8 protein-coding genes and 1 riboswitch are annotated in these 11,980 nt (G+C 60.8%); of the genes, 5 read left to right on the top strand and 3 right to left on the bottom strand.

Going from position 1 to position 11,980, the window contains the following annotated elements:
* Position 1 precedes the first annotated feature (1 nt).
* Complete coding sequence (locus B9Z50_RS06175; protein WP_108362802.1) at positions 2–421, top strand: biopolymer transporter ExbD; 420 nt, start codon at positions 2–4, stop codon at positions 419–421.
* Positions 422–432: 11 nt separating this feature from the next.
* Positions 433–1,425 (top strand): cell envelope integrity protein TolA, encoded by a 993-nt coding sequence (gene tolA / locus B9Z50_RS06170; protein ID WP_233249792.1) that lies wholly within the window; start codon positions 433–435, stop codon positions 1,423–1,425.
* Between the two features lie 186 nt (positions 1,426–1,611).
* Here the strand turns inward: tolA and dnaE are convergent, their stop codons facing one another.
* On the bottom strand, positions 1,612–5,178 hold the full coding sequence (dnaE, locus tag B9Z50_RS06165; RefSeq protein ID WP_108362801.1) for a DNA polymerase III subunit alpha: 3,567 nt from the start codon (positions 5,176–5,178) through the stop codon (positions 1,612–1,614).
* Between the two features lie 97 nt (positions 5,179–5,275).
* Positions 5,276–8,086 carry a DUF349 domain-containing protein gene (locus B9Z50_RS06160; RefSeq protein WP_233249791.1) on the bottom strand — a complete coding sequence of 937 codons (2,811 nt, stop codon included), beginning with the start codon at positions 8,084–8,086 and terminating at the stop codon, positions 5,276–5,278.
* 401 nt (positions 8,087–8,487) lie between these two features.
* Between B9Z50_RS06160 and B9Z50_RS06155 the strand changes: the two genes are divergently transcribed.
* The 3 genes from B9Z50_RS06155 to nrdR all read left to right on the top strand — a co-directional run bounded on the left by B9Z50_RS06155 (position 8,488) and on the right by nrdR (position 11,241).
* On the top strand, positions 8,488–9,276 hold the full coding sequence (locus B9Z50_RS06155; RefSeq protein WP_158270642.1) for a lytic transglycosylase domain-containing protein: 789 nt from the start codon (positions 8,488–8,490) through the stop codon (positions 9,274–9,276).
* Positions 9,277–9,314: 38 nt separating this feature from the next.
* A riboswitch (ZMP/ZTP riboswitch) is annotated at positions 9,315–9,483 on the top strand.
* Positions 9,484–9,534: 51 nt separating this feature from the next.
* On the top strand, positions 9,535–10,779 hold the full coding sequence (gene glyA, locus B9Z50_RS06150) for a serine hydroxymethyltransferase (protein WP_108362799.1): 1,245 nt from the start codon (positions 9,535–9,537) through the stop codon (positions 10,777–10,779).
* A gap of 12 nt (positions 10,780–10,791) precedes the next feature.
* Positions 10,792–11,241, top strand: coding sequence for a transcriptional regulator NrdR (nrdR, locus tag B9Z50_RS06145; RefSeq protein WP_108362798.1), 450 nt, complete (start codon positions 10,792–10,794; stop codon positions 11,239–11,241).
* Positions 11,242–11,342: 101 nt separating this feature from the next.
* Here the strand turns inward: nrdR and B9Z50_RS06140 are convergent, their stop codons facing one another.
* The gene (locus B9Z50_RS06140; protein ID WP_108363613.1) at positions 11,343–11,894 is read right to left on the bottom strand and encodes a GspH/FimT family protein; all 552 of its coding nucleotides are present in this window, start codon (positions 11,892–11,894) and stop codon (positions 11,343–11,345) included.
* Between the last annotated feature and the right edge of the window lie 86 nt (positions 11,895–11,980).

The raw sequence follows: 11,980 nt of genomic DNA, 5'->3' as shown, positions 1-11,980 counted from the left end.
CATGCCCGCCGCTTCCTCCCGTGGCCGTGGACGCCGCACCATCTCAGAAATCAACATGGTGCCCTTCATCGACGTGATGCTGGTGCTGCTCATCATCTTCATGGTCACGGCCCCGATGATCACGCCCAGCATGGTGGATCTGCCCAGCGTGGGCAAGGCCGCCAAACAGCCTGATCAGGTGGTGCAAGTGGTCATTCAGAAAAACGAGCGGCTGGAATTGGTCAGCAACGGCAAAACCGACAGCGCCACTTTGTCCAGCGTGGCCAAAAGCGTGCAAACCCTGGTGGGTGACGGCACCAACACCGCCGTCGTGATCAGCGCCGACCGCACCGTGAAATACGAAACCGTGGTCAAGGTCATGGACAGCCTGCAGCGCGCCGGCATCGCACGTGTGGGCCTGTCGGTGCAACTGGCCCCCTGAAAGATGACGCCGTGAGTGCCAAGCCCGCCCCCCACCTGGAGTTCGCGCCCCCGGCACCGCCGGGCATGGGGCGCGCCTGGGGGGTGGCTGGCGCTGCGCACTTGGCCTTGTTCCTGGCCTTGGGCCTGGCCACTGCCTGGAAAACCCAGCCCCAAACCTTGCAAGCCGAAGCCGAGCTGTGGTCGGCCGTGCCGCAAGCGGCAGCCCCCAGACTGCAAGAGCCTCTACCACCCGAACCTGAACCCGAACCCGAACCAGAGCCTCAGCGCGAGCCTCCCAAGCCAGCCCAGCCTGCCCCTGAACCGGAGCCCGACAACAGCTTGCGTGACGCGCAAATTGCGCTCGAAAAGAAAAAATTAGAAGACCAGAAGAAAAAAGAAGCGGCCGAGCGCCAACGCAAGGCCCTTGAAAAGAAGAAAAAAGAAGCCGAAGAAAAGGCCAAGAAAGAAAAGGCTGCAAAAGACAAGGCCGCAAAGGACAAGGCCGCCAAAGATAAGGCAGACAAGGAAAAAGCCGCCCAGGAAAAGAAAGAACAAGACAAGAAAAAAGCCGCAGAAAAAGCCAAGGCCGACGAGAAGAAACGACAGCTAGAGCAAGCCCAAAAAGCCAAGCAAGACAAGGCCGATGAAGCCCGTGCGAACGCCATGCGCCAGGAAAACCTTCAACGCATGCAGGGCATGGCCGGCGCATCCGGCGGACCCAATGCCACGGGCACAGCGCTCAAATCCTCAGGTCCCTCGGCCAGTTATGCAGGCCGTTTGGTAGGCCGCATCAAACCCAACATCGCCTACCCGGGTGACGTGGTGGGCAATCCGCGCGCCGAAGTGGAAGTGCGTGTGGCACCCGACGGCACCATCACCAGCCGCCGCATCGTGCATTCCAGCGGCAACAAGGCTTGGGACGAGGCCGTGCTGCGCGCCATCGACAAAACAGAAATCCTGCCCAAGGACACCGATGGCCGTGTGCCCCCTTTGATCGTGCTGGGGTTCCGGCCACTGGATTGATGTCATGACCGAAGGCGCACAAGGGTCCTTCGGTCACTCCAGCCTCAAGCGCCCACGTGCGCCATTGATGAGCCTTTGATGCGCCCTTGATGCAAGCCAAAGTGGCATCAAGGTCCTCTCATCCTTGCCATTGCAGGTCAGCACAAACCCGTTGCAGGCACGCCACCGACCCAGGCGACAGCCACACTACATGCTGACCACAGGCAGCGCCACGATCTTCTGGCTTTCGTCGTACACGATCTGCGCCTGCCCCTGATGGGCCTGCGCCATCCAGCTGGCCAAGGCAGCGTCGGTCGGGAAAAACTTGGCCGCTTCACCCAGCGCCAGCTCAGCGCGGGCAGCCAATTGGTCGTTGCTGCGCTCCAGCACCAAGCGCACGGGTAAGCCCCGCACCAAATCGCCCTGCTCAGTTTGCTCGCGCTGCGCTGGGAACTCTTTGACGATGCGGGCAATGTCGGGCGCGCGGCCATTCACGGCCACACGCAAGTATTTGCCATAGCGACAACGGGCTGCGCCCAGGTCCATGATCTGTTCGATCTTGAGGCGAAAGCCACCCGAAAACCGATCCGCTTGCATCTTGGCCGTGACAACGATCAGCTCGTCGTCTTTGAGCAAATGCTTGGCCGAATTGATCAAGGCTTCGTCGGCCGTGGCCTCCATCACACCCGATTTGTCATCGAGTTTGAAAATGGCAACCTTGCCCCGTTGGCCGTTGATGATGCGCAGATCACTCACGATGCCAGCCATCAGTTGGGGCTCGCGGCTGTCGATCAGATCGTCGATCTTGCGACGCGCAAATTGGCGAACTTCGCGCTCGACCGCGTCAAACAAATGGCCGGACAAGAAAAAGCCCACAGCGGTTTTTTCGAGCAGCAGGCGCTCCTTGATGCCCCAAGGCATGACCTCCACCAAGTCCGGCTCTTGTGTGCTGGAGCCGTGCGAGTCGTCGCCCAGCATGTCAAACAGCCCGCCTTGGTTGGCGTTGGCCACAGTGGCTGCAGCAAACTCAAAAGCCTTGTCGATGCTGGCCGACAAGGCGGCACGGTTCATGTGCAGCGAGTCAAAAGCACCCGCTTTGATGAGCGCGTCCACGGTGCGTTTGTTGATGCGTGTACGGTCCACGCGCACCGCAAAGTCAAACAAGCTGGTGAAAGGGCCACCCTCGTTGCGGGCGGCCACGATGGCTTCAATCGCTTGCTGGCCCGTGCCTTTGATGGCACCCAGGCCGTAGCGGATGATCTTGTCGGTCACCGGCTCAAAGCGGTGCGTGCCCCGGTTCACGTCCGGCGGGTCAAAGCGAATGCCAAACTTCAGGGCATCCTCGTGCAAGACCTTGAGTTTGTCGGTGTCGTCCATCTCCACCGTCATGTTGGCGCAGAAGAACTCGGCGGTGTAGTGCACCTTGAGCCAACCGGTGTGGTAGGCCAGCAGCGAATAAGCGGCAGCGTGCGACTTGTTGAAACCGTAGCCCGCAAATTTTTCCATCAGGTCAAAGACTTCATCGGCCTTGTCCTGCGGGATGTTGTGGGTGGCCAATGCGCCCGCGCGGAACTTCTCGCGGTGCTCGGCCATTTCTTCGGCCTTTTTCTTGCCCATGGCGCGGCGCAACAAGTCGGCACCACCGAGCGAGTAGCCGCCCAGGATCTGCGCCGTCTGCATCACCTGCTCTTGGTAGACCATGATCCCGTAGGTCTCACTCAGCATCTCAGCCACCGCCGGGTGCGGGTACTCCACCTCTTCGCGTCCGTGCTTGCGGGCCACAAAGCTGGGGATCAGGTCCATCGGGCCCGGGCGGTACAAAGCGTTCAGCGCAATCAGGTCTTCCAAGCGACTCGGCCGCGCATCGCGCAACATACCCTGCATGCCCCGGCTTTCAAACTGGAACACGGCCTCGGTCTTGCCGTCCGAAAACAGTTTGTAGGTCGGCGCATCGTCCAGCGGGATGTTTTCAAAGGCGAAGTTCTCCTGGCCCTTGTGCCGCTTCATGATGAACTCGCGGGCGATCTCCAGAATCGTCAGCGTGGCCAGGCCCAAGAAGTCGAACTTGACCAGGCCCGCCGCTTCCACGTCGTCCTTGTCGTATTGGCTCACCGCCGATTCACTGCCGGGCTGCTGGTACAGCGGGCAAAAGTCAGTGAGCTTGCCCGGCGCGATCAACACGCCCCCGGCGTGCATGCCGATGTTGCGCGTCATGCCTTCGAGCTTTTGCGCCAGCTCGATCAGGGTTTTCACATCCTCTTCGCGCTCGATGCGCTCGGCCAAGATGGGCTCCATCGCAATGGCGTAATTGTTCTTGTCGCCCTCTTTGGGCGTGGCGGGCGGGTATTGCAGCGTGACCGACATGCCCGGCTTGTTGGGGATGAGCTTGCTGATGCCGTCGCAAAACGTATAACTCATGTCGAGCACACGGCCCACGTCGCGGATGGCCGCACGCGCGGCCATGGTGCCGAAGGTGGCGATCTGACTGACCGCATCGCGCCCGTATTTGTCCTTGACGTAGTCAATCACCCGGTCGCGGTTGCCCTGGCAAAAGTCGATGTCGAAGTCGGGCATGGACACCCGCTCGGGGTTCAAAAAGCGCTCAAACAGCAAGCTGTATTGCAGCGGGTCCAGGTCGGTGATCTTGAGTGCGTAGGCCACCAACGAACCGGCACCCGAACCCCGGCCCGGGCCGACCGGACAGCCATTGGCCTTGGCCCACTGAATGAAGTCACCCACGATCAGGAAGTAACCGGGGAAGCCCATCTTCAAAATGGTGCCCAGCTCAAACTCCAACCGCTCCACATAGCGCGGCCTTTCGGCATCGCGTTTGGCCAGGTCGGGGTACAGGTGCTGGAGGCGTTCCTCCAGGCCTTCAAACGAGACATGGCGGAAATAGTCATCCACCGACATCACCACGCCATGGACAGGCGGGATCGGGAAATTGGGCAGCTGGGGCTTGCCCAACACCAAACTCAAGTTGCAGCGCTTGGCAATTTCCAAAGTGTTGGCAATGGCACTGGGCACATCGGCAAACAAAGCACACATTTGCGCCGCCGACTTGAAATACTGCTCGCGGGTGAAACGCCGCACCCGGCGCGGGTTGGCCAAAATCTCGCCTTCAGAGATGCACACGCGCGCTTCGTGCGCCTCGTAATCCTCAGCGGCATGGAACTGTACCGGGTGGGTGGCCACCACCGGCAAACCCAAGCGTGCGGCCAGCGCCACAGCACCCGCTACTTGCGGCTCGTCTTCGGGCCGGCCTGCGCGTTGCAGCTCCAGGTAAAACCGGTGCGGAAAGACCGAACCCAGTTGCAGCGCCACATCGGCGGCCTTGTCGCTGTCGCCCTGCACGATGGCCTGACCCACCGGGCCAGCTTGCGCACCTGAAAGCAAAATCAATCCGTCGGACAATTCCTTGAGCCATGCCAGCTTGACGACTGCCACGCCTTTGACGATGTTTTGTGTCCAGGCACGGGCCAGAAGCTCGCACAAATTGAGGTAACCGGGGTGGTTTTGTACCAACAGCACCACCCGGCTGGTGGCTACGACGTCGCCCCCCAGACCTTCAAGGTTGATCTCTGCACCAATGATGGGCTTAACCCCCTTGCCCCGCCCTTCCTTGTAAAACTTGACGGTGCCAAACAGGTTGTTCAGGTCGGTGATGGCCAGCGCAGGCTGGGCGTCCTTCGCCGCCAACTTGACCACATCGTCGATGCGGCAGGTCGAGTCAACGACAGAAAATTCGGAGTGAAGGCGCAGGTGGACAAACATAACCGGGCAATTTAGAAGGCATCAATGGCCCATCAAACAAATTGAAAATCTCATCCAGCCTTGGCGGTCAAACCTTCAAAGTGTGACCGCCATTGGCTCAACTGCGCAACAAGTTCTTGAGCACGTTTTGCAAGCGGCGAGCCGTGCCCTCCTCGTGGGGGCCTGACAGAACCTGCGCCACGTCCTGTGCCCAGGTTTCGCTGGGGCCAGGTTGGTTGCGCTGGGTCAGCAGTTGCAACTGCAAGGCGCGGCGTTCGCTGAGTTTGTCAGCGGGTGTTGGCACATCGGCCGCCATCTCCAGGCGCAGCAAGGCGGTAGCCGCTGGTGTTTTAGGCTCGGCGCTCACAGCTTGTGCCCAGGCCTGACGGGTGGTGGCGTTGACGCCTTTGCCCAACTCTTGCACCGTAGGCAGCGCCTCGGCCTGGCGCTCTTGCCAAGCCGTCATCACGCGGCCAAGGGTTTCGCCGTGCGCCTGAGCGGCCAACTTACGCAGCGACATTTCGGCCCGCTCCAAAGCTTCGCGTTGGGCGCGGAAAGCGGCATCCCCCAGACGTGGGCCTCGGTCTTCACGGGGCGCGCGGTCACCAAAACGGTCTCCGCCGCGTTCAGCGCCACGGTCACCAAAGCGGCCCGCGCCTTGTCCGCGGTCACCCCCGGGGCGCGCACCGCGCTCACCAGGGCGGCCATCACGTCGGCCGTCGCGCCCAGCAGGGGCTTCGGCGCGCTTTTGGCCAGGGCGGTCGTCGCCGCGCACGGCCACCACGGGTTTGGCAGGCTTGGGGGCCACCGCCGCAGGCTGATCAGGGCTGGCGTTGTCCAATTCAGACCCCGACTGTTCGGCAGCAGACGATGCAGCGGCGCTGGCTTGTTCGTCTGACATCGTTTCGGTCGCTGCGGCTGCAGAAGCTGCAGCCTCATCACCTGGCGTCTGGGCCGATGCATCGGTCGTGGGCGCAACCACAGGGTTGGCTGTTGAAGTCGCGGCAGACTGGGCGGCTTGCGCCTGCAGGGCTTGCCCGCGCAGGGCAGCGTCAAGCGCAGCCATGGCAGCGCGAATCTTGGCCGCGTCGCCACTGGCGTTGGCCGCATCCAGGGCTTTGGAGGCGTCGATGACCGCACGGTCTCGATCGCTCAGGGGACCTGCAGCTTGTGGGCGATCTGTGCCCTTACGCTGGAACGCTTCGTCCAGCGGAGCGCGGAACACTTCCCACAATTTTTGTTCGGTCTTGCGGTCTAGGGGTACCGACTGCGCCTCCACTTGCCAGCGTTGCTGCAGGGCCTTGACGGCATCCACACGCAAAGCCGGTGCAGAGCCCACTTCACGCGCCTCGTTGATCAGGGCCTGGCGGCGATCAATGCTGGATTTTTGCGCTGCTTCAAGGCGGGCCGCTGCGGCTTTGAAAATACCTTTCCACTGGCCCTGCATTTCGCCAAAGGCCTTCTCGCTCAAGTGACCGGCATTGCGCCAACGGTCAGCAAACTGATGCAATGCGCGAAGCTGGGCACGCCAGTCCTCGCTTTGGGCATTCTCTGCGGTCCATGCCTTGACCTCGTCCATCAGCGCCACACGCTGGGCGCGTTGGTCGGCCGAGTCTTTTTTCATCTGCTCGAGCCACGCCAGCACGGTTTTGTAGGCCTCGTTGCAAGCCGCATCAAAGCGCTTCCACAGCGCATGGTTGGGCAGGCCACCTTGGTCAATTTGCTTCCAGCTGTCGCGCAGTTGGCGCAGCTTGTCCTGCATTTTTCGGCCACCCACGGTGGGGGCTTTGTTAGCGTCCAGCAAAGCTTCGGCCTGGGTGACCAGCTCGGTGCGCACCTGATCGGCGAGCCAGCGCTGCCAACCCTCGGCGTCCCCACCCGCCGTCAAGGCCTTGTGCAGACGCTCATCCAGACTGGTGTCCAGATGCTTGCCATGGGTCTTGAGCGCATTGCGCAAGGCGGCTGTGGCCTCGGCAGGCGGGGCATCTTGGACCTCCACAAGCTGCTTTTCCAGCATCTGCAACACCTCGGTCACCGCCGCCATGGCTTGCTCGCGCAAGGCCTGGCGCTGGGCCGGGTCGATTTTGGGTTTGGCCGGTTTTTCGGCGGGTTCTGTTTTGACTGACTTGGCAGGCTTGACCGATTCGGAAGCCGCTGCAGCGTGCTGGGGCAACTCACCGCGCAGGCGGCGGATCTCATCGGCCCACACGGGCACGGGGGGCAAGGCGGCCGAGGCGTCACTTTGGGCCAACGCGGCCACGCCTGCGGCGGCCGAAAAGCCATCCCACACCGCTTGCAGTTGCTTGCCCGCAGCCTCCAGCTGTGGCGGATACTTCAAGTCCACACTGGGCCAGACGCTGTTGTGGGTCAGGGCCTGGGCTTGGTTCTGCCACTGCGCCACATCGGCCTGCAAGCCGGTTTGACCACCCAGCGCCTCGGCCAGCGATTTGGTCGACAAAACCTCGATGCGCTGGGCCAGCAACACGGCCGCTTCGCGCTGCACCATGACTTGGTGCTGCAGGTCTTCCACGCCCTTGACCACTTCGGTCAAGCGCTGCTTGAAGCCCGCCAAGGGCTCGCGCGAAAGCGGTGCGCCGGCTTTGGCGGCATCGCGCTGCCACGCCAGTGCATCGGCGATGTTCAAGCGTGAGGCTTGCAGCAAATGTTCGGCTTTTTGGGCCCATTCAGTGGCCAGTGACTCTTGCCCATGCAGGCGCTTGAGGTCATCGAGCTTTTCCTTGAGCAACTTGGCCACACCCTTGTCGCGCCCCGAGAGTTCGCGGTAAACCTCGGACATCAGCTCCTCGGAGGGCTCGGACTGCAACCACTCGCGCAGGCGAGCTCCGCGATCGCCGGAGGTGGGCGCATTGAAAATCCCTGCGGTCAAAGAGTCCAGGGCGGCGATGTCAAAAGGCTTAGAAGAAGTCACGGTTAAAACTTTAAATCACGGTGTTGCCCACAGGGCATACAGGCCGAAACGGCGGCACTTGACTTCGCAAGTCTGCCAATCGGGCGTCAAACGGCTATTTTCGCCGGTATTTGAGCCGCACAAACACTTGGCGTGTTTTAGGGCGCAATCTCTGATCGATTCAGCACTCTGAAATTTTCTTTATGACAAAAATCATGTTTTTTGTAAATTTATATACTTGACGGGTTATGAAAAGTTCCTAAAATTCGCCCCACCCTGGATTCACTAGGGATTACCCGATACCGCTGCCGAATCCGGCTCAACCCGAAAAAGTGCCATTCACTTGTTTCGGGTCGCGTACCCACCAACCCATCAAGTCATGGCCTCTTCGGCGGCTTGTGCTTGGCATGAGAGGAAGTGTTATGACAGCGACATGGACCAGGCTGAAACTGGTTGCCCACACCCTGATTTGCGATGTGCGCGAGGGATTTGTTGAGATCACACGGCACAGTTTGGCGTTAATTGGTCTGATCGTGGTGGCTATTGCTCTGACTTTCGTGGCCCGCCCTGGTCTGCAACAAACCGCCAACGACACCCTGATTGGCTGGCTGCAAGGGCGACAGGTTCAACTGCTCCAAGCCCAAGAAGCCCCATGGCCCCCAAGCCCTGCTGAACGCTCCACAGCCACATCGGTGAACAACTTGAACCAGGAACAAGTGGCGGTGACGCAATGGCTCAGCCGAAAATACAAGATCTCTCCAGAGCCCTTGGCCGCCTTGGTGTCTGAAGCCTGGTCGCTGGGTGAGCGCAGCCAAATCGCTCCCACCTTGATCCTCTCCATCATGGCCATCGAGTCACGCTTCAATCCTTTTGCCTCAGGCAGCCAAGGCGCCATGGGCCTGATGCAGATCGAACCTGACGCCCACAGCACAGTCCTTTCACCCTTTGGCGGCCGATTGGCTGCTTTTGACCCCTTGACCAATCTGAGGGTGGGCACACGTTACCTGCAGGGCTTGATACACGATACAACCTCGCTCGAAGAAGCACTGCGCTTGTATGCGCTCGCCTCTGGACAGGGCAAAGGCGAGCAATATGTGGAACGCGTTTTGGCCGAGCAAAAATTGATGGACCACATCAGCCAAGGTCAAAAAACAGCTTTGGCCAACAAAACCAACGCCTCTCAGACGCCATTGCCAAAAACCCAAATGTGAGCGATTGACCGGATCTGCGGTGCCGCCTGGGCTACACTCAGCGGGTGCGCGACTGGCGATAGGAGCCTGTTTTCTCAGCAAAACAGAACACTCTGACGTGGAGCGTGGTGACCCGATTCACTGCCGAACCACTGGGAAGCGCACAGCCTGACCGGGCATTGACTTTCATCCGGGCCAGGTTTTAAGCCGTTCGCCTGGGCAGCCCTTGTCCGTTCACGCCGGGTTCTGGTCAAGGTCACCTCCATCCAAAGGACTGCCATGTACAACCGCAATACTCTGATTGAACAAACCGATCCCGAGCTTTTCGCTGCCATCCAAGCCGAAAACGCTCGCCAAGAACACCACATCGAGCTGATCGCCAGCGAAAACTACGCCTCGCCCGCCGTCATGGCCGCCCAAGGCAGCCAGCTCACCAACAAATACGCCGAAGGTTACCCCGGCAAGCGCTACTACGGCGGCTGTGAGCACGTGGACGTGGCCGAGCAGTTGGCCATCGATCGCATCAAACAGATCTTCGGCGCCGAAGCGGCCAACGTGCAGCCGCACTGCGGCGCATCGGCCAACGAGGCCGTGTTCCTGGCCTTCCTGAAGCCCGGCGACACCATCATGGGCATGAGCCTGGCTGAAGGCGGTCACCTGACCCACGGCATGCCGCTGAACATGTCGGGCAAGTGGTTCAATGTCGTGTCCTACGGCTTGGACGCCAACGAAGCCATCGACTACGAGGCCATGGAAGCCAAGGCCCGCGAAACCAAGCCCAAGCTGATCATTGCCGGTGCCTCTGCCTACAGCCTGCACATCGACTGGGCGCGCTTTGCCAAAGTGGCCAAGGAAGTCGGCGCGATCTTTTTGGTGGACATGGCCCACTACGCGGGTCTGATTGCAGCTGGTGTCTACCCCAACCCCGTGCCACACGCCGACGTGGTGACCTCGACCACCCACAAGAGTCTGCGCGGCCCCCGCGGCGGCATCATCTTGATGAAGGCCGAGCACGAGAAAGCCATCAACAGCGCCATCTTCCCCGGCTTGCAAGGCGGCCCGCTGATGCATGTGATCGCGGCCAAGGCTGTGGCTTTCAAAGAGGCGCTGGCTCCTGAGTTCAAGGCCTACCAAGCCCAAGTGATCAAGAACGCGCAGATCATTGCCGAGACCTTGACCGCTCGCGGCTTGCGCATCGTCAGCGGTGGCACCCAAAGCCACGTCATGCTGGTGGACCTGCGGGCCAAGGGCATCACCGGCAAAGTGGCCGAAGCCGCTTTGGGCAATGCCCACATGACCATCAACAAGAACGCCATCCCCAACGACCCTGAAAAGCCGTTTGTGACCAGCGGCGTACGCATTGGCACCCCGGCCATGACCACCCGCGGTTTCAAGGACGAAGAAGCCCGCGCCACGGCCCACCTGATCGCCGATGTGCTGGACAACCCGCTGGACGAAGCCAATTTGGCCGCTGTGCGCGCCAAGGTGCACGCCCTGACCAGCCGCTTCCCGGTCTACGGCTGATAGACCCGCGCGATGAAATGCCCGTTTTGCAGCCACCTCGAAACCCAGGTGGTCGAGACCCGTTTGGCCGAGGACGGGGATTTCATCCGGCGTCGTCGCCAGTGCGGCGCCTGTGAGAAGCGCTTCACCACCTACGAAAAGCCGGAGGTCAACTTTCCGGCCATCGTCAAAAAAGACGGCCGGCGCATCGAGTACCAACGTGACAAACTGCGTGGCAGCTTGAACCTGGCTTTGCGCAAGCGGCCTGTGAGTACAGAACAAGTGGACAGCGCCATTGAGCGGATTGAGGAAAACCTGCTGAATCTGGGTATCCGCGAAGTGGCCTCGCACCGCATTGGTGAATGGGTCATGCGTGAGTTGAAAAAGCTCGACAAAGTGGCCTATGTCCGCTTTGCCAGCGTTTACCGCAACTTCGAAGACATCGACGCGTTCAAAACACTGGTCGACGAAGTCCAGCGGTAAATGAGCGGCTCACGCCAGCGCCGGTGCGCTGGTTCAAAACTGCCCGGCACTTGGGCGCGGCCCAAGCTGTCAAGGCCTGGATTCAAGTCAAGAGCCCGCCCTTAGCAATTCGCATCTTGCTGACGATCGGCTTTTTCCAGACGGGGTTTGCCCACCGCGTTGATCACCACCCGCCAAACATGGGGCAGGCCCACCCCACACAGGGTCAAGGTCCCCGCCTGAAAGGCACCCGTGGTGCTTTGGCTGCGGCCTAGCGGACCGTACGAGATGTAGCGATCCACCGTGGCATTTCCTTGAAGCGTCAAAAATCCCGGCAAGGCTTCTTGCTGCTGCAGCACGGGCTCAGCCGCCTCGCGACGGCCGCTGTCGTTGCCATCGACAAACACCACCCAACCTTGCGCCCAAGTTCCCGCTGTGGCGCAGTCAGGCCCCGCATGGGCTGCTGAAGCACGCACACACAGGGTCACCCGCTGCTGGCGGCGCAAAGCCTCCGAACGCGCCAGCAGCAAGCTGGCCTGCAATTGCTCCGCATGGCTTTGCATCTGGTGCTTTTGCCGCAGACCTTGGAGACTGGGTGCCGCCAAAGACAGCAGCACCGCCAGCAAAGCCAAAACCACCAGCGACTCAAGCAGCGTGAAACCCCATTCGCGCATGAGCGGCCCTCCTTCTGAGGTGTGTCCAAAAATATGCCAATTCAGCCTGTGATGGCCCTTGAGTGGCCACCGCTTGGTGCACTGTA

The sequence above is a fragment of the Limnohabitans sp. Bal53 genome (genome assembly GCF_003063355.1).
Classification (GTDB): Bacteria; Pseudomonadota; Gammaproteobacteria; order Burkholderiales; family Burkholderiaceae_C; genus Limnohabitans_A.
The sequence above is the reverse complement of the archived record's forward strand: the minus strand, read 5'-3'. Positions and strand labels throughout refer to the sequence as shown.

What these genes read in the sequence shown, in the direction of transcription:
- B9Z50_RS06175 (WP_108362802.1), top strand. Translation starts at nt 2, where the DNA reads ATGCCCGCCGCTTCCTCCCGTGGCCGTGGACGCCGCACCATCTCAGAA.
- dnaE (WP_108362801.1), bottom strand. Translation starts at nt 5,178, where the DNA reads ATGTTTGTCCACCTGCGCCTTCACTCCGAATTTTCTGTCGTTGACTCG.
- B9Z50_RS06155 (WP_158270642.1), top strand. Translation starts at nt 8,488, where the DNA reads ATGACAGCGACATGGACCAGGCTGAAACTGGTTGCCCACACCCTGATT.
- glyA (WP_108362799.1), top strand. Translation starts at nt 9,535, where the DNA reads ATGTACAACCGCAATACTCTGATTGAACAAACCGATCCCGAGCTTTTC.
- nrdR (WP_108362798.1), top strand. Translation starts at nt 10,792, where the DNA reads ATGAAATGCCCGTTTTGCAGCCACCTCGAAACCCAGGTGGTCGAGACC.
- B9Z50_RS06140 (WP_108363613.1), bottom strand. Translation starts at nt 11,894, where the DNA reads ATGCGCGAATGGGGTTTCACGCTGCTTGAGTCGCTGGTGGTTTTGGCT.